The sequence below is a fragment of the Brachybacterium zhongshanense genome, from assembly GCF_055385755.1.
On record NZ_AP043790.1, the window covers coordinates 169409 to 185707 of the forward strand.

At 70.7% G+C, this 16299-nt stretch carries 12 protein-coding genes; 7 read left to right on the top strand and 5 right to left on the bottom strand.

The window, feature by feature from the left end:
* Nucleotides 1–6: 6 nt before the first annotated feature.
* From ACZ5AJ_RS00655 to ACZ5AJ_RS00665, 3 genes are read left to right on the top strand one after another with little or no spacing between them, the layout of a single operon-like run.
* Nucleotides 7–1002: a FecCD family ABC transporter permease gene (locus ACZ5AJ_RS00655; protein ID WP_464136207.1), complete on the top strand. Its 996-nt coding sequence runs from the start codon at nt 7–9 to the stop codon at nt 1000–1002.
* Nucleotides 1002–2015 carry a FecCD family ABC transporter permease gene (locus ACZ5AJ_RS00660; RefSeq protein ID WP_464136208.1) on the top strand — a complete coding sequence of 338 codons (1014 nt, stop codon included), beginning with the start codon at nt 1002–1004 and terminating at the stop codon, nt 2013–2015. The genes ACZ5AJ_RS00655 and ACZ5AJ_RS00660 overlap by 1 nt, the downstream gene beginning before the upstream one ends.
* 10 nt (nt 2016–2025) lie before the next feature.
* Nucleotides 2026–3999, top strand: a complete 1974-nt coding sequence (locus ACZ5AJ_RS00665) for an SIP domain-containing protein (RefSeq protein ID WP_464136210.1) — start codon at nt 2026–2028, stop codon at nt 3997–3999.
* A gap of 79 nt (nt 4000–4078) precedes the next feature.
* Here the strand turns inward: ACZ5AJ_RS00665 and ACZ5AJ_RS00670 are convergent, their stop codons facing one another.
* Nucleotides 4079–5917 (bottom strand): CDP-glycerol glycerophosphotransferase family protein, encoded by a 1839-nt coding sequence (locus tag ACZ5AJ_RS00670; RefSeq protein WP_464136212.1) that lies wholly within the window; start codon nt 5915–5917, stop codon nt 4079–4081.
* A gap of 396 nt (nt 5918–6313) precedes the next feature.
* Here ACZ5AJ_RS00670 and ACZ5AJ_RS00675 point away from each other — a divergent pair, with 396 nt between their 5' ends.
* The 4 genes from ACZ5AJ_RS00675 to ACZ5AJ_RS00690 all read left to right on the top strand — a co-directional run bounded on the left by ACZ5AJ_RS00675 (nt 6314) and on the right by ACZ5AJ_RS00690 (nt 11203).
* Complete coding sequence (locus tag ACZ5AJ_RS00675) at nt 6314–8335, top strand: glycosyltransferase family 2 protein (protein WP_464136214.1); 2022 nt, start codon at nt 6314–6316, stop codon at nt 8333–8335.
* Complete coding sequence (locus tag ACZ5AJ_RS00680) at nt 8335–9141, top strand: polysaccharide pyruvyl transferase family protein (protein WP_464136216.1); 807 nt, start codon at nt 8335–8337, stop codon at nt 9139–9141. Before ACZ5AJ_RS00675 ends, ACZ5AJ_RS00680 begins: the two co-directional genes overlap by 1 nt.
* A 237-nt stretch (nt 9142–9378) precedes the next feature.
* The gene (locus ACZ5AJ_RS00685; RefSeq protein ID WP_464136217.1) at nt 9379–10326 is read left to right on the top strand and encodes an ABC transporter permease; all 948 of its coding nucleotides are present in this window, start codon (nt 9379–9381) and stop codon (nt 10324–10326) included.
* Complete coding sequence (locus ACZ5AJ_RS00690; RefSeq protein ID WP_464136218.1) at nt 10313–11203, top strand: ABC transporter ATP-binding protein; 891 nt, start codon at nt 10313–10315, stop codon at nt 11201–11203. Before ACZ5AJ_RS00685 ends, ACZ5AJ_RS00690 begins: the two co-directional genes overlap by 14 nt.
* A 190-nt stretch (nt 11204–11393) precedes the next feature.
* Here ACZ5AJ_RS00690 and ACZ5AJ_RS00695 read toward each other — a convergent pair whose 3' ends face one another.
* The 4 genes from ACZ5AJ_RS00695 to ACZ5AJ_RS00710 all read right to left on the bottom strand — a co-directional run bounded on the left by ACZ5AJ_RS00695 (nt 11394) and on the right by ACZ5AJ_RS00710 (nt 16264).
* Nucleotides 11394–12101, bottom strand: coding sequence for an SDR family NAD(P)-dependent oxidoreductase (locus ACZ5AJ_RS00695; RefSeq protein WP_464136220.1), 708 nt, complete (start codon nt 12099–12101; stop codon nt 11394–11396).
* The gene (locus ACZ5AJ_RS00700; RefSeq protein ID WP_464136221.1) at nt 12094–12780 is read right to left on the bottom strand and encodes an IspD/TarI family cytidylyltransferase; all 687 of its coding nucleotides are present in this window, start codon (nt 12778–12780) and stop codon (nt 12094–12096) included. The genes ACZ5AJ_RS00695 and ACZ5AJ_RS00700 overlap by 8 nt, the downstream gene beginning before the upstream one ends.
* Before the next feature lie 212 nt (nt 12781–12992).
* Nucleotides 12993–14312 carry a CDP-glycerol glycerophosphotransferase family protein gene (locus tag ACZ5AJ_RS00705; protein WP_464136223.1) on the bottom strand — a complete coding sequence of 440 codons (1320 nt, stop codon included), beginning with the start codon at nt 14310–14312 and terminating at the stop codon, nt 12993–12995.
* Nucleotides 14312–16264, bottom strand: a complete 1953-nt coding sequence (locus ACZ5AJ_RS00710; RefSeq protein ID WP_464136226.1) for a glycosyltransferase family 2 protein — start codon at nt 16262–16264, stop codon at nt 14312–14314. The genes ACZ5AJ_RS00705 and ACZ5AJ_RS00710 overlap by 1 nt, the downstream gene beginning before the upstream one ends.
* Nucleotides 16265–16299: the final 35 nt, after the last annotated feature.

The following is a 16299-nucleotide window of genomic DNA, read 5'->3' on the forward strand; positions in this document are numbered from 1 at the left end:
AGCCCCGTGCGACGCCACACCCTGCTCGCGATCGTCGGGGGCATCCTCGTCCTCCTGCTCGCGTGCATGCTCTCCCTCATGGTCGGAGCGCGCACCGTCCCACCGGCGACCGTCTGGGATGCGCTGCTCCACTACGACGGGTCCCTCACGGACCATGTCGTGATCCGTTCGCGCCTGCAGCGGACGGCGGCGGGCATCGCCGTCGGTGCGGCGCTCGCCGTCGCGGGCGCCGCCATGCAGGGCATGACCCGCAACCCTCTCGCGGATCCCGGGATCCTGGGGCTGAACGCGGGGGCGTCGACGGCGGTCGTCCTCGGCGTCTACTTCCTCTCGGCCTCGCAGGTCGGCCAGTTCATGGTGCTCGCCTTCGCAGGAGCCGCCGTCGGCACCGTGCTCGTGTATGCGGTCGCCTCGATGGGCCGTGACGGGGCCACCCCCGTGAAGCTCGCTCTCGCGGGCGCCGCGATCACCGCGGGACTGGGCTCCGTGGTCAACGCCTTCGTGCTTCTGGACCAGGCGTCCCTGGATCGGATGCGCTTCTGGCAGGTGGGCACGCTGGGGGCCCGCAGCCTCGGTGAGGTCGCCCTCGTGGGAGCGTTCATGCTCGTGGGGTCGGTCATCGTGCTCGCGGCCACGGGGGTGCTCAACGCCCTGGCGATGGGGGACGAGGCCGCCGTCGGCCTGGGCGTCCACGTGGGGCGGGCGCGCATCCTGCTCGGCATCGCGATCATCCTGCTGTGCGGTGCGGCAGTGGCGCTCGCCGGTCCGATCGGGTTCCTCGGCCTGGTCGTGCCGCATGCGGCCCGCCTCGCCGTGGGCGGGGACTATCGGCGGATCGTGCCGCTGTGCCTGCTGATGGGTCCTGCCCTGGTGCTCGTGGCCGATGTGGTGGGGCGTGTGATCTCCCCGCCGGAGGAGGTCCAGGTGGGCGTGATGACGGCGCTGATCGGCGTGCCCGTGTTCGTGGTGCTGATCCGGACCCGGAAGCAGGTGGGGCTGTGATGGCCGGACCTCGGACGCGGCGCGCCCTCGTGGCCGGTGCCGTCCTCGCGCTCGTGCTGATCGGGCTCGTCGTCGTGCGCGTGCTGGTGGGGACGCCGATGGTGTACCTCGACCATGCGCTGCGGGTGATCGGCGGGGAGACGATCCCCGGGATCTCCTTCATCGTGATGGAGAACCGGCTGCCGACCGCGGTGGTGGCCGTGCTCGCGGGCGTCGCCTTCGGCCTCTCCGGCACGGTCTTCCAGACCATGCTGCGCAATCCTCTGGCGAGCCCCGATGTCATCGGGGTGACGCTGGGAGCCTCGGCGGGCGCGGTGATCGCCATGGCCTATTTCGATCTCGGTGGACGCACGCTGTTCTGGTGCGCGCTGGCGGGCGGCGTCGCCACCGCTCTTCTGATCCTGTCGGTCGCCGGTGCGTCGCGCCCCGGTGCGGCCGGTGCGGTCGACAACCGCTTCGTGCTCGTGGGCATCGGTGTCGCCGCGGCGCTCAGCGCATTGATCTCGTATGTCCTGACCCGCATCCCTTCGCAGCAGGCGAGCGACGCGATGCACTGGCTGGTGGGGTCGCTGTCCACCTCCACCTGGGACCGCGTCCTCGTGCTGGCCGTCTCCCTCGCGGTGCTGGTCCCGGTGCTCGCGATGCTGGTGGGGAGGCTGCGGATCCTCCAGCTCGGTGACGAGGCGGCGACCAGCCTCGGCCTGCACGTGCCGCGCACCCGGGTGTCCCTGATCCTGGTGGCGGTGGTGCTGTCGGCCCTGACCGTCGCCGTGACGGGCCCGCTCTCGTTCGTGGCGTTCCTGGCCGGGCCGATCGCACGGTCCGTCGTCGGCCGCCCCAGCTTCACCGTGTCCGCTCTCGTGGGTGCGGTGATCGTGCTGGCGGCCGACATCATCGGCCAGAACGCCTTCGGGGACGTGCAGCTGCCCGCCGGCGTGGTGACCGGCGCGCTCGGCGCACCGTTCCTGCTGTGGATGCTCACTCGTGCCGCTGGCACCGGAACCGGAAGGTGATCACGCACTCATGGCGCTGATCGAAGCGAAGGACCTGCATCTGGCGTACGACCGTCGGGAGATCGTGCACGGCCTGGACCTGGCGCTCCCCGAGGGCCGCATCACGATCATCGTGGGGGCCAACGGGTGCGGGAAGTCGACGCTGCTGCGGGGCATGTCGCGCCTCCTGCCGCCCACGTCGGGCAGCGTGCTGCTGGATGGGCGCGAGATCCGTTCGATGCGCGGCAAGGATCTCGCGCGGCGTCTCGGCCTGCTGCCGCAGACCCCGATCGCGCCCGACGGGGTGACGGTCCGCGAGCTGGTCTCCCGCGGCCGGTTCCCGCACCAGGGTCTGTTCCAGCAGTGGTCCGACGCCGACGAGGAGGCCGTCGCCGGCGCCCTCGCCTCCACCCGCACCGACGAGCTCCAGGACCGGCTCATCGACGAGCTCTCCGGCGGACAGCGCCAGCGCGTGTGGATCGCGATGGCGCTCGCCCAGCAGACCGACGTGCTGCTGCTCGACGAGCCCACCACCTATCTCGATGTCACCCATCAGCTCGAGGTGCTCGATGTGGTCCGCGACCTCAATCGGGAGCGCGGCACCACCGTCGCCATCGTGCTGCACGACCTGAACCTCGCCGCCCGGTACGCCGATCATCTGGTCGCCGTCCGGCAGGGCGAGATCCACTCCCAGGGCGCCCCCGCGGACGTCATCACCGAGCAGATGGCCCATGAGGTCTTCGCACTGGACGCCCACATCTCTCCCGATCCGGTCACCGGCACGCCGATGGTGCTGCCGCTGGGCCGAGACCGTTCCGCCCCGCCCGTCCGACACCAGGAGGACACCATGACCGACACCGACACCGCCGCCGACGCGACCGCCGCCGACGCGACCGCCGCCGACGGGAACGCCGCCTCCGCCGCGGTCTCCGATGAGGGGGCGTCCGCGCCCGTGCGGGTCTCCGCGCTCGACATCAGCCCCACCCTGGCCTTCGAGCTGACCGTCGCCAGGGTGCGACGCATCGGGGAGAACCTGGTGCGACTGACCTTCACCTCCCCGGAGCTGGTGCACTTCGGGGTCGGCGGGCATCCGCTGGATCTGCGGGTGAAGCTGATCATCCCCGGTCCCGAGGCCAGCACCGACCATTTCGCGAACGTTCGACCCTCCGCGCACGTCGCGGAGGAGGACCTCGCCGACTGGTACCGGATCTGGCTGCAGGTCGACCCGGCGGACCGCGGCTGGATGCGCACCTACACGATCCGCGAGCAGCGCGCCGCCGGGCACCCCGGCAACCTCGGTCCCGATCCCGAGCTGGACATCGACATGGTCCTGCACCTGGATCCGGACCCGCAGCCGGGCCAGGGCGTCGCGGCCCGCTGGGCGGCGCAGGCCGAGGAGGGGGACACGATCACCCTGCTCGGCCCGAACCGGCACCTGCTGGGCCCCGACTACGGCGGCATCGAGTTCCGGCCCGGCACCGCGCGCATGCTGCTGCTGGTGGGGGACGAGACCGCCGCACCGGCGATCTGCTCGATCCTCGAGGCGCTGCCGGACTCGATGAGCGGCCACGCCCTCATCGAGATCCCCCACGCTTCCGATGCGCAGAAGGTGCTGACTCGGTCGAACGTCCAGGTCAGCTGGCTCGAGCGCGGTGATCGCCCGCATGGCGAGCTGCTGAGCGCCGAGGTCGAGCGGGTCATGGCGGACTCCGCGCAGGCCTTCCGCGATGCCGCCCGGGCGACATCCGGTCCGGCGGACGACGGCGCGGCCGACGACGGCGCTGCTCCCCAGGAGGGCCACGCTCCCCAGGAGCTCGAGGACGTCGACGTGGACGCGACGATCCTGTGGGAGACCACCACGGGCCACGGTGCGTTCTACGCCTGGCTGGCCGGAGAGGCCGGGGTCATCAAGGCCCTGCGTCGGCGCCTGGTCTCCGACATGGGACTGGACCGCACGCAGGTGTCCTTCATGGGCTACTGGCGGCAGGGGCGGCCGGAGAGGTGATCGGCTGGCGGACCGACCGGCCGGGCGGCTGATCAGCTGAGCTGCACCGCTCAGCCGATCAGCCGATCAGCGGGGACGCTCAGTCCTCGTGGTCGGTCTCGCCCTCGGGGGACTCCTGGCCGGTGCCTCCGCCGCGCCGGTCCTCGCCGCCCTCCTCGTCCTCGGCGCGCGCGTTCAGAGCCGCGACGGGCTTGCGCTCGACGAGCACGACATGCCGTGCGGCGTCCACGAAGGCGCCCGCGTAGTTCTCGGGAGGGAACGGACCGAGGTAGTACTCGCGTGTGGCCTTGCGCTGATCGGCCTTGGAGTCGTGCAGCAGCAGCTCGTCGAGCGCCGCGTCCAGGTTCGACAGGTCGCGGGTGATGACGTAGGCGGAGCGCGCCAGGGGGAACGCCCTCTCGAACTCGTCGACGGTCGAGGTCATGGTGACCAGGCCGTAGGGCTTGCCGGAGTACAGGAAGTCCGGCACGACCGACGAGACGTCCGAGATCATGGCGTCGGCGGCGTTGAAGCAGCCGAAGGCGTCGAGCTCCTTCTCGGCGGGTGCCCCGTAGAGGTGCTGGCGACCGCTCGTGCGGGCGTCCTCCTCGAGCATCCGATGGATCTCCCGGATGTTCACGAGCGCGTCGGGGTTGCGATAGCTGAAGGGATGGGGGCGGAACACGACGGTCCGCTCCCGCGCGATCAGCTCGCGGATGATCTGCGGGCCGACGGGCAGCGAGCCGTAGTTCGTGTCCGCGTAGTGGCCCTCCCAGGTGGGTGCGTAGAGCACGGTCTGCACGGGGATGTTCTGGGGGCCCTGCTGCTCGACGGACTCGACCTGGGGGCGACCCACGATCGTGAACTTCTCCTGCGGGATGTGGACGCCGTTGTTCTCGTAGCGGTCGATGGCCGCCTGCCCGGCGACGAAGATCCGGTCGTAGAGGGCGGTGACGGGGTTGAAGCTCGAGGCCTTGTCGCTGTCGCCGTGCAGGAGCTGCACGTGCGTCATGTGCGGGTAGCGCACCAGGTGCACGTTCGGCGCGGAGTTGTTGACGTAGAACGCGGCGGTCATGGTCGGCGTGATCACGTCGTCGAGCTGCCAGATTTTGGTGCGCACCACGACGGGGGCGTCGGTGAGAGCGGAGATCTCGCGGAACGCGGAGGTGCGCCGCAGCACCACGATGAACTTCTCGCCGATCCGCTCGAGGTAATCGATCCACATGCCGACCTGGTAGGAGGAGCCGGCCGGGACGCCGTAGTAGAGGACGAACTTCGGGTCGTAGGCCTCGACGGCGGCGTAGAGGCCGTTGTCGGAGTCCACCGACTCGCGGATGCGCCGGAAGGAGTCGAGCGCCGAGAAGCCGGCCAGGGCGAGCCCGATGAGCGGGAGCGGGAGCAGGGCGCCGACGGGCGCGCCCACGAGGATCAGGACTGCTGCGAGCACCGTCAGCACCAGATCGAGCATGAGCACGAGGTTGACGGGGATGCGCGGCGGGCGGGTGTCGGGGATCCCGGGCAGGTTGCTGACGCGCAGCTTCCGTCCGGGGGCGACCCGGGTGACGACCGGTTCCGCGAGCGGCAGGAGGGCGAAGAGCGCGGCGGTCACCCAGCCGGCGGCGCCCGTCGTGCCCTGGCTCCAGGCGATCCCGAGGGGGAGGAGCCCCAGCAGAAGGCGGATCCCGTGCTCACCGGAGAGGGCGGTGCGGGTGACGCCCTTGCGCAGGCGCCGATAGCCGCGCCGGATGAGGATGAAGGCCGGGTAGATCGCCGGGATGACGGCGATCGCGGGATGCACCCCGATGGCCAGAAGGACGAACGGGGCGAGGGCGAACACGGTCTGGGTCAGCCGTCGCCGCAGGCCGCTCACCCGACCCCAGGGCACCGTCATCCGGTGGACGGGCAGCGCGTCGCTGCCGGAGGACTCGTTCTGGCTCATCGCCGAGGGGCTCCTTCAGGCGTTCGGTTGTTCTCGAGGTCGCGGGACCGTGCACGGAACGGGCCGACGGGGCGGCCCGGGACGGACGCCGCCGAGCGGGCCGGGAAGGGCTGTGCGCACGGACCTCGACGAGGATCCACTGTACTGGCGCGCGCACCCTCGACGGCGCACATCCCCGTGTGATCGGCACCGTGCTCGGCTCCCCTCGCGGTGTCGGGGCCATCAGCATCGGACGGTACTCTCGCAGCGGCCCGGAAGCATCGCGACGGAGCGGATTTGGTACCGTGCGCGGCGTCGACGGGCCGATGTCCCGTCCTGGAAGGCGAGCGGCGTCCGCGCGGGCGCTCGGGTGCCGACCCCGGAGCGGAAGCCACAGATGCGCGAGGTGCACTCCTGATGACCATCCCCGATGTCTCCGTCATCATCCCCTGCTTCAACGCGGTGGACTACGTGGGCGAGTCGATCCGTTCGGTCCTCGACCAGTCGATCGCCGAGGACCGTGCGGAGCTGATCGTCGTGGACGACGGCTCCACGGACGGCAGCGGGGAGGTCATCTCCCGGCTGGCCTCGCAGGAACCTCGGATGACTGTCATCACCCAGGCGAACTCCGGCACGGCGGGCGGAGCGCGCAACCCCGGCATCGACGCGGCTCGCGGAGAGTTCGTCTTCTTCCTGGACGCCGACGACCTGCTGACGCCCGAGGCGCTCGAGCGGATGGTGGACGTCGCCCTCGCGGAGGAGTCCGACGTCGTGCTCGGCCGCCTGGCGGGCATGGACGGACGGAAGGTCCCCTCGAGCATGTTCCGCAGGACGGTGCTGGACGCGGACCTGGTGGAGGACCGGGTGTTCAACACCCTCGGCCCGACGAAGCTGATCCGCCGCAGTCTGATCGAGCGCGAGGGGCTGCGCTTCCCCGAGGACCTGACCGTCGGCGAGGACGAGCCCTTCATCGCCGCCGTCTATCTCAGCGCGCGGAAGATCTCGGTGCTCTCCGACATGGACTACTACCTGGCCAGATACCGGGCCGACGGGGAGAACCTGACGCTGGGCAGGCGCACCGCGGCCTCGCATGCGGAGCTCGCTCTGCGCGTCGCCGCGGTCGTGGAGGAGCGCACCGAGCCCGGAGAGCGCCGCGACGCGCTCCTGAAGCGGCCCTTCGGCCGTCCTCTCGCGCGCGCTCTGGGGGCCCGATGGCTGAAGATGCTCCCGACGGAGCGCGCGGAGCTGGCCGGGCGGCTGCGGGAGGCGCTGGGCCCTCTCTGCACCGAGGGTGCCCGTCGTCAGCTGGAGAGCGAGACCAGGGCCAAGATCGATCTGCTCATGGCGGGGGACTTGGACGGCCTCGAGCGCTATATCGCCCACCTGTCCGCGAACCCCACCCCGATGATCGTCCGCGACTGCGGCGAGTTCCGTCGGCGCCTCCCGTCGGATCTCGCGGAGCTCGTGCCTCCGGCCGAGCGGACGGTCCCTGCGCCGACGATCGCCTGCCGGCTGGATGATGTGGAGGTCGAGGGAGCGGACGTGACGGTCTCGGCGACCGTCCGCATCCCTCAGCTCGAGGGCGAGCCCGATGAGATCATCGTGCGCGCGCGGCAGCGCGAGGGCGAGGAGGTCCGGGATGCCCGGAGCCCTGAGCCGTTCCGCGGGTCGGGTGCCGGTCGCTGGTCCGTCCGGGGGGTCCTGGACGGTCTCCCCCTGGGTGTCTGGGACGTGCACGTGGTCGTGCGGATCGACGACTGGGTGAAGGAGATCCGTCTCGGCGCCGACCGCTCCCGGGCGATCGAGCCGGAGGGGGTCTCGAACATCGGGGAGGATCCGGCGCCGGAGGAGCGCCGTCTGGCCTACTTCACCAAGGGCCACGGGAACCTGTCGATCGACGTCGGCGCCGTGCTCCACCCGTCGTTCGCCCTCGCGCATGCTCGAGGTCTGGTGCTCGATGAGAGCGGCTGCGCGATGCTGCTCGTGCAGACCACCCGAGAGCCGACGCACGAGGACGAGTTCTTCGCCGAGATCGAGGGCGTGCGCCGCCACGGCGGGAGGCAGCTGCTGCCGACGGTGCGCCTGGGGGAGCGCCTGCTGGGGCTCCGTCTGCCGGTGTCGGCGCGGAGCGTCGGCGCGACCGTGGCGGTGTCCTCGGTCGTCGGTGGCGTGCCGGCACCGCTCCCGATCGACGGCGCCCGCTTCTGGTCCGCGCGTGCCGCGGGGTTCGGCCTCGAGCAGGTCTCCGGCGGGCGCATCCGGGTCGTCCCCGGTCCGGCGCGTCCGGGGGCGAGGTCACGGAGGGGGGCTCTCGCCGAGAGGCTGGAGCCGACGGCGCGACGCCTGAGCGGCTCCCGTGCGGCAGACGCCGTCAAGGAGCTGCCGGTGGTCGGCCCCGCGCTGCGGTCGACCGTGCAGAGGCTGCGGGGGCGACGCTGATGGCCGCGCCGATCCGCACCTTCTGGTGGCGCTGGCAGTATCCCCATCGTCTGAACTTCGGGGACGAGCTCACCCCTCCGCTCGTCGAGCGCATCACCGGCCGCCGCGTGACCTGGGCGTCCGCCGACCGGTGCGAGCTCGTCGGCGCCGGCTCCGTGATCCAGATGCTCCTGGACCGCGGCAAGGGGAACACCCCGAAGGTCTGGGGCAGCGGGTTCATGAGGGCGGGGAAGGAGGGCGCCGACCGTGCGTCGATCGATGCGCTCGCGGTCCGCGGTCGCCGCACGCTGGCCCGTGTGGATGCTCTGGAGGAGCGTCCCATCGCGCTCGGGGACCCCGGTCTGCTCGCACCGCTCCTGCTGGACGGTCCGGTCCGCAAGCGCTATGCGCTGGGAGTGATCCCGCACTATCGCGACGCGCAGGCGGAGCCGGTCGCTCAGCTGCGCGAGCTCGGCAGCGCCGTGCGCATCATCGACGTGGGCTGGACTCCGCAGGAGGTCGCACGCGAGATCGCATCCTGCGACATGGTGATCTCCTCGAGCCTGCACGGTCTGATCTTCTCCGACGCCCTGGGCGTGCCGAACGCGCACATCCGGCTGGGCGGGAAGATCGGCGGAGGGATGTACAAGTACAAGGACTACTACTCGGCGTTCGCCGGGGGCGACCGCTATCGGCGGCTCGATCTCCCGGAGTCGGGGCCGATGGTGCTGGACGACATCCTGGCGACCGTGTGGTCGCGGTACGCCGTGCCGAGGGACCTGTCGGACCTCCAGAAGGGGCTCACGGCGGCCCTGGACGCCCTCTGAGGAGCGTCCGCTCGTCGTCCGCCGTGTGCTCCGCGCAGGCGCTTCGCAGGCGCTGCGCGTGCTCCGTGCGTCACAGGGATGTGCATCACCGCGCCTGTCCAGCGAGGCTGTGCGGCCGTAAGGTGGATATCCGCGTGCGCCGGGGCGTGTGCGAACAGCGGCTGTCATTACCATGAACGGCAGTCGACGGACCCCGGAGCCGAGGGGTGCCGGCTTCGACCAGATGGGAGCAGCATCGTGACGAACGGTCAGGCAGCGCCGGTGGCGGCACCGATGGTGCCACCGCCGATCGACCGCCGGTACGCCCCCGCGGACGTCGAGCGGGCGGTCGCGGAGAACGATCTCAGCCAGATGGGCATCCGGCCCGGTCTGCGCGAGTACGTGCGGGATCTGTGGAACCGCCGCAGCTTCATCCGGGTGCTCGCCACCTCGAAGGCGTCGGCGCAGAACCAGAACACGTACCTCGGCCAGCTGTGGGCCCTGCTCTCGCCGACCCTCAACGCGGCGGTGTACGTCATCATCTTCGGCTTCGTGCTGCAGATCGGCCGGGCGGGCATCGAGAACACGATCGCCTTCATCGTCGTGGGCGTGTTCATGTTCCGCTTCTTCGAGCGCTCGGTGATGGCCGGATCGCATTCGTTGAACAAGAACATGAACCTGATCCGGTCGGTGCAGTTCCCCCGTGCTGTGCTGCCGATCGCCGGGGTCCTGGCCGAGCTCACGGTGCTCGGGCCGGCGGTCGTGGTCATGATCGTGATCTCCTACGTCTCGGGGTTCCTCCCGTTCGCGGGAGAGGTGACGATCAAGTGGGACTGGCTCCTGCTGATCCCTGCGATCCTGCTGATGTGGCTGTTCTCGACAGGATGCGCGTTCATCGTGGCGCGGCTGGTCGCGGCCACCCCGGACCTCGACAACCTGCTGCCGCATCTCATCCGCGTGCTGATGTACTGCTCGGGGGTCATCTTCTCCATCGACCGCTACGTGGGCGACTTCAGCTGGGGCTGGATCGTCGCGTACCAGCCGGTGGCCGTCTATCTGTACCTGTGCCGATCGTCGCTCCTGGACGAGCCCGCGTACCCGTTCGACAGCACCATGTGGCTGCTGGGGGTCGTGTGGGCGGTCGTCTTCTTCGTCGTCGGCTTCCTCGTGTTCTGGCGGGGGGAGGAGACCTATGGTCGCAACTGATCCGACCGACATGGACGAGATCGACTTCGAGATCGATCCGGAGGACCTGGACACCGCTCCGGTCGCGAAGGTCGATTCCGATCGGCTCTCGCTGCTGGTCAACGATGTGCACGTGACGTACCGCGTGTTCGGAGCGAAGAAGGTCGGGCATGGTCCCGCGAAGAAGCAGAGCCCGATCAGGCGTCTGCTCGCGCGGGGGGCCCGGGAGCCTGCGGTGCGCGAGGTGAAGGCCGTGCGCGGCATCACCTTCGCGGCGAAGCACGGGGAGTCCATCGGCATCATCGGCGTCAACGGCTCGGGGAAGTCCACCCTCCTGCGCGCGATCGCGGGACTGATCCCGCCGGCGTCCGGCACGATCCATGTGGCCAGCAACCCTGCGCTGCTGGGCGTGAACGCGGTGCTCATGAAGGACCTCACGGGCGAGCGCAACATCATGATCGGCGGGCTGGCCCTCGGGCTCACGCCGAGCGAGATGGAGGACCGCTTCCAGGAGATCGTGGACTTCGCGGAGATCGGCGAGTTCGTGAACCTGCCGATGCGCTCCTACTCCTCGGGGATGGGGGCGCGCCTGCGCTTCGCGATCTCCTCCGCAGCCGTCCCCGACATCCTCATGGTCGACGAGGCGCTCGCCACGGGCGATGCGGCCTTCCGCGCCAAGAGCAAGGCGCGCATGGACGAGATCCGCAAGTCGGCGGGCACCGTGTTCCTGGTCAGCCACTCGATCGCGACGATCCAGAGCATGTGCACCCGGGTCCTGTGGATCCATGAGGGGCGCCTCGTCATGGACGGACCCGCAGAGGAGGTCTGCCCGCGCTACAAGCGGTTCGTGGCCGACTCCAAGAAGCGCGCCAAGGCGGAGGCCGCAGCGAGGTCCTGACCGAGCGCTTGACCGAGGGTTGAGGGTTCGGGCACCGCCGGCCCCGAGGTGCCCCGGGCTCGGAGCGTGCGCTCCGTCGGCTCGGTCCCGGAACGACAGCGCCGCCCCGCGGACACCGGAATCATCCGGAGCGCGCGGGGCGGCGTCGTGCGGGGAGGGGAGGGCCGGAGGATGGCCTGCCCTGCTGTCGTCACTGGCGGACGACGATGTTCTCCGAGTCGATGAACTTGCCGACCGGGGACACGAAGGTCTCGATCACGTGGGCCACGTGCTCGGGCTGCATGATCGTGCTCGGGTCCTCCTCGGGGGCGAGGGTGCGACGCAGAGCGGTCGCGGTGCGCCCGGGGGAGAGGCAGACGACGCGCGTGCCGTAGATGGCGAGCTCCTCGCGCATCACCTGGCTCATGTTGATCACCGCGGCCTTGGACGCGGAGTAGGTGAGCCAGCCGGAGCGGCCGTTGATGCCCGCCGTGGACGCGATGTTCACGATGAGCTCGAAGCGGTTGCCGCGGTTCAGGAGGGTCTTCACGATGGTGAAGGGCCCGTACAGGTTCACGGCCATCGTCTTCTCGAAGTCGGACATCTTGACCTGCTGCAGCGGGATCGGGTTGGTGTACCCCGCGTTGTTGACCAGGATGTCGACATTTCCGACCTCGTCGTAGACCTTCTTGACGGCCTTCTTGAGGGCGGAGCGGTCGCCGACGTCGACGTTCATCGGGATGATGCGGCGGCCGACGGGCAGCTCGGTCTCGAGCTGCGCGACGTTCTCACGGAAGTCCTCGGAGTCGCGCGCGAACATCACCACGGTGGTGATCTCGTCGTTGTTGAGGATGAAGCGACGGGTGGTCTCCAGGCCGATGCCTCGGGAGGCTCCCGTGACCAGGGCGATCTTAGTCATCGTCTTCCTCCTCGGGACGCAGGAGGAAGCCTGCCATCCGCAGATCCGTGCTGGTGGTGACCTTGAAGTTCACGTCCGACCCGGTGATGAAGTGGACGGGGTAGCCGCTGTCGGCGACCAGGGTGGCGTCCTCGGTGTAGACGAGCCCCTGCTCGATGGCCCGCGCATGCGACGCCTCGAGGTCGGACTTGGCGAACTTCTGGGGCAGCTGCACGTTGCGCAGCCTCGACCGCTCGAGCGAGCCGGTGACGCGGGAGGTCTCGGGGTCGACGGGTGCGACGGTGAAGGAGATCTCCGACATGAGCGAGACGTTGGCGTGCTCGGAGTCGATGAGGCGCTGGAAGTCGGAGGTGCGCACGAGCGGACGCGCCGTCTCGTGGATGATCACGTCGTCGTTGGTGCAGTGCTCGATCATCTTCTGCACGGACGAGTGGCGGGAGTCGCCGGCCTCGACGAGCACCACCGGCGTGGAGATCGCATAGGCCTCGAGGACCTCTTCGATCTGCTCGCGCCACCCCTCGGGGTAGTTGAGCACGATCTGGGAGATCTGCTCGACCCGATCCGCCGTGACGAGCGCGTACACGAGGATCGGGATGCCTCGCAGTTTCAGGAGCTGTTTCGGCTGGTTCGCACCGATGCGACTGCCGATCCCACCGTTGAGCAGGATGAGTGAGTACATGCAGATTTCCTTCGTGCGGTTCGGTGGCTCCGTCGGGGACGACCCGCGGCATGCGAGGACGAGGGACGGGAGCGCCGGATATCCGTCGAGTTCACCGGAACGACATGTCGTCGATCCGTCGCGTTCACTCTACAGGCGGGGACCTGGACGTCCGACGGATTCGGCGGTGCCCGGGAGAGTCGTGTGGGGACCGCGATACGGGGCGCTCGGCGTCAGCTCGCAGGGGAGCCCGGGGCGCCTGCGCCGTGCTGGCGGGGTCCGCGGTCCTCGGCCGCGCGGATCCGGCCCCACAGCTCGTCGCGCTGGGCGGCGAGATCGCGGCAGGCCCGCAGGAAGCGGTCGAGGGAGGAGCCTCGGGTGGTGTCTCCGAGGTAGTACTCGATGAGCTGCCGGCGCTCCTGCCCGCTGGGGTCCTCGGAGATCTCGCGACGGACGATCGCGGCGGTGCGCGGCGCGTCGTCCTGCGTGAGGCGGGGGACGATCCGCAGCAGCTGCGTCTCGGCGTCGTGGGCGTCGGCGTCGGCCGAGGAGGTGATGATCAGGGGGCGCCCGGTGGCCAGCCAGTCGTTGGCCACGGCGGAGACGTCGCACAGCAGCAGGTCGGCGTCGGCGAAGTCCTCCTGCAGGTCCCGCCCCTCGGAGACGCGGCCCAGGGGTGCTCCGTCGGGGCCGGCGGCTGCGCCCGCGGAGCCGTCGCCGGTGAGCAGTTGGCGCAGGCGGGCGTCGGCCTCGCCGTACTCGGGAACCCGCACGCCGGTCAGGGGATGCGGCCGGTAGATGACGCGGATCCCGTCCTCGAGGAGCGGGCGCAGGGCCTGCTCGGCGTGGGTGAGCAGGGAGCTGTAGGCGACGCTGGCCTGACCGCCCTCCCAGGTGGGTGCGTACAGCACGACCGGATGCGCGGGATCGGCATCGGTGCGCTCGGTCGACGGTGCGGTGTCGAGCGAGGGCCGTCCCACCTCGATGCAGCGCGAGCGGGCGTCGAACAGGGCGGTGTACTGCTGCAGCCGGTCGATCGCGGCGGGGCCGGCGACGAACGAGTAGTCGAAGGCTTTGATCTGGTTGGAGACGGAGACGGACTTGTCGGAGTCCCCGTGGAGCATCGAGACGTGGATGACCGAGCGGGAGCGCAGCGCCGCGGTGTTCATCGGGTTGTAGTTCACGTACAGCACGAGCTTGATGTCGCTGCGCAGGATGATCGCGTCGAGCGTGGCGTCCCTGGCGATGGTGACCACGGGGACCTCGAGCTCCTCGCGGACGGTCGCGGCGACCCGGGAGTCCATGCAGACCACGGTCACGCCCTGCTGGGCGTGCAGCGCGCGCAGCGGCCCGTACCAGCTGCGCAGCTGGTAGAGGCTGTCGACGGTGTCGGGGAAGTAGACCAGCACCTCCCCGTCGAGCACGGCGTCGCGCAGCGCCTCGTCGTCGCCCAGCCCGTCGGGCATGCCGCCGGGCAGCAGGTGGTAGCGGCGCAGGATCTTCCCGCCGGCGCTGCGCAGGCGCCGGTTCCAGGAGTTCGTGCGGGAGGACATCAGCGGGCGGTCCTGTCGGTGGAGGCGGTCGGGGCGGGCGCGTCGTCGGCCGCGAAGAGCGGGCGCCACGCCTCGGCGGCGGTGTGGTGGGGCAGCGCTTCGCGATAGCGGCGCTGCAGACGGCGCCATCCGATCGCGATCCGTGCATGGGTGCGCAGGGTGCGTCGCAGCAGGCTGCGGGCCGTCCTCGCGCTGACGATCATCGTGGAGCGGGGTCGCCGGTCGTCGTCGACGATGACGACGGCGTCGGCGCCGAGGGTCGTGCGCCAGCGGACCTCGTCCCCGTGCAGGGCGATCACGACGCGCGGTGCGCGATCGCGCCGCAGCAGGAGCGCTCCGGCACGGGCGGCGGCGAGGGGCAGCGGGAGCGGACCGGTGCGCGTCGGCCGGAGGGCGACGGCATCGGCCCTCCTGACCTGCTCAGCCAGCTCAGCCTGCTCGGCCTCCCAGGCGTCCACGATCCGCTGCCCGTCGGAGCGAGCGCGGCCCAGGTCGCTGCCGAGCCAGGTCCCCGGACCGGAGAGGAAGGCGTCCAGGCCCTCCTCCCACAGCAGCGCGGTCAGATGCTGGCCGGACAGGATGTGCTTGATCTGATGCAGCAGCGAGGAGGCGATGACTCCGCGGGAGGCGCCGTAGGCGGCCGCGGTCGCGAGCCGATTGCGATGCAGAACGCGCGCGGTCCAGGTCATCTGCGTGCGGTGCGCGTTCCACGGGGGATGATGCACCGCGGTGCCCGGAAGCACCGCGTGAGCATAGCCGCGGGCCGTCGCGCGCAGACCGTACTCGGCGTCGTCCCACTTCAGGAAGTAGGGGAGGGGCAGGCCCAGATCGTCGACGGTGCCGGGCGGGAACAGGGTCGCCCACCAGCCCGTGTAGTTCGCGTCGTCGTGCGCGGAGAGGAAGCCCCAGCGCTCAGGAGTGGTGCCGGTCAGGTCGGTCGCCCCGCGCAGGCCGTCGGCGGGGCGCCACTGGAAGCTGCGGGCGTCGACCTCCTCGGTGTGCGCGATCAGCCGCAGGGGCTCGAGCGAGGAGAACAGCGGCGCGCCGACGACGGTGGGGCGCTCGGCCAGCGCCTGCAGCACGAGCATCCGGCGCAGCGACTCCTCGTCGATGACGGCGTCGTCGTCGGAGACCAGGATCGCGGCCGACGGATCGGATGCGGCCTCGAGCATCCCGCGGGCGTAGCCGCCGGAGCCTCCGAGGTTCGGCTGGACGAACAGCTCGATCCGAGGTCCGCGGGAGGTCCTGCCGTGCTGCGGGGCATGCCCGTCCTTCGGAGCCCCGCCGTCCTGCGGAGTGCCGCTGTCCTGCGCGGCGAGCAGACGGGCGAAGCCCTCATGCCGGGCGAGCGTCCCGCCCTGGTCGACGACGACGATCCGGCCGACGACGTCCATGGCGGCGAAGCGCGCGACCTGCGCCGTCGCATCGGCCTCGCGGCGGAAGGTCGGCATGACCACCGTGATCGAGGGCAGACCTCCCGATCCGGCATCCACCGATGATGAGCGACCGGATGCCTCCTGCTCCACGCTCCACACGACGGATCGCACATCGCCGTCGAACCAGAGCCAGTCGGCGTCCTCGCGCGCGAGATCGATGCGCACCTCACCATGGGCCGCTGCACGGTCGGCCGATGCTCCGGCGCCTGCTGATGCTCCGGCGGCTGCGGCGTCGTCGGCTGATGCGCCGGGGACCGGGCCGCGGCGGATCAGGGCGTCGCCGCGGGCGGCGAGCAGGGAGACGCCCGTGCCCTCCGTGCGGGCGGTCAGCACGGCGTCGCCGAGGGTCTCGCGCCACACGCCGACGGGAAGCACCTGCGACCAGAGCTGGGCCGTTCGCGTCTGGTCGTCCGCCGTGCTTCTCGGCGCGCCCGTCGATGCTGCCTGAGCGGAGGTCCAGATCTGCAGGGTCGCAGGAGGCAGCAGCCGGCGTCGGCCGGTCCTCGCTTCCTGCATCTGCACTCCTCACGGCGACTGTCACGACGATGCCC

What these genes read in the sequence shown, in the direction of transcription:
- ACZ5AJ_RS00660 (WP_464136208.1), top strand. Translation starts at nt 1,002, where the DNA reads ATGGCCGGACCTCGGACGCGGCGCGCCCTCGTGGCCGGTGCCGTCCTC.
- ACZ5AJ_RS00665 (WP_464136210.1), top strand. Translation starts at nt 2,026, where the DNA reads ATGGCGCTGATCGAAGCGAAGGACCTGCATCTGGCGTACGACCGTCGG.
- ACZ5AJ_RS00670 (WP_464136212.1), bottom strand. Translation starts at nt 5,917, where the DNA reads ATGAGCCAGAACGAGTCCTCCGGCAGCGACGCGCTGCCCGTCCACCGG.
- ACZ5AJ_RS00675 (WP_464136214.1), top strand. Translation starts at nt 6,314, where the DNA reads ATGACCATCCCCGATGTCTCCGTCATCATCCCCTGCTTCAACGCGGTG.
- ACZ5AJ_RS00680 (WP_464136216.1), top strand. Translation starts at nt 8,335, where the DNA reads ATGGCCGCGCCGATCCGCACCTTCTGGTGGCGCTGGCAGTATCCCCAT.
- ACZ5AJ_RS00690 (WP_464136218.1), top strand. Translation starts at nt 10,313, where the DNA reads ATGGTCGCAACTGATCCGACCGACATGGACGAGATCGACTTCGAGATC.
- ACZ5AJ_RS00695 (WP_464136220.1), bottom strand. Translation starts at nt 12,101, where the DNA reads ATGACTAAGATCGCCCTGGTCACGGGAGCCTCCCGAGGCATCGGCCTG.
- ACZ5AJ_RS00700 (WP_464136221.1), bottom strand. Translation starts at nt 12,780, where the DNA reads ATGTACTCACTCATCCTGCTCAACGGTGGGATCGGCAGTCGCATCGGT.
- ACZ5AJ_RS00705 (WP_464136223.1), bottom strand. Translation starts at nt 14,312, where the DNA reads ATGTCCTCCCGCACGAACTCCTGGAACCGGCGCCTGCGCAGCGCCGGC.
- ACZ5AJ_RS00710 (WP_464136226.1), bottom strand. Translation starts at nt 16,264, where the DNA reads ATGCAGGAAGCGAGGACCGGCCGACGCCGGCTGCTGCCTCCTGCGACC.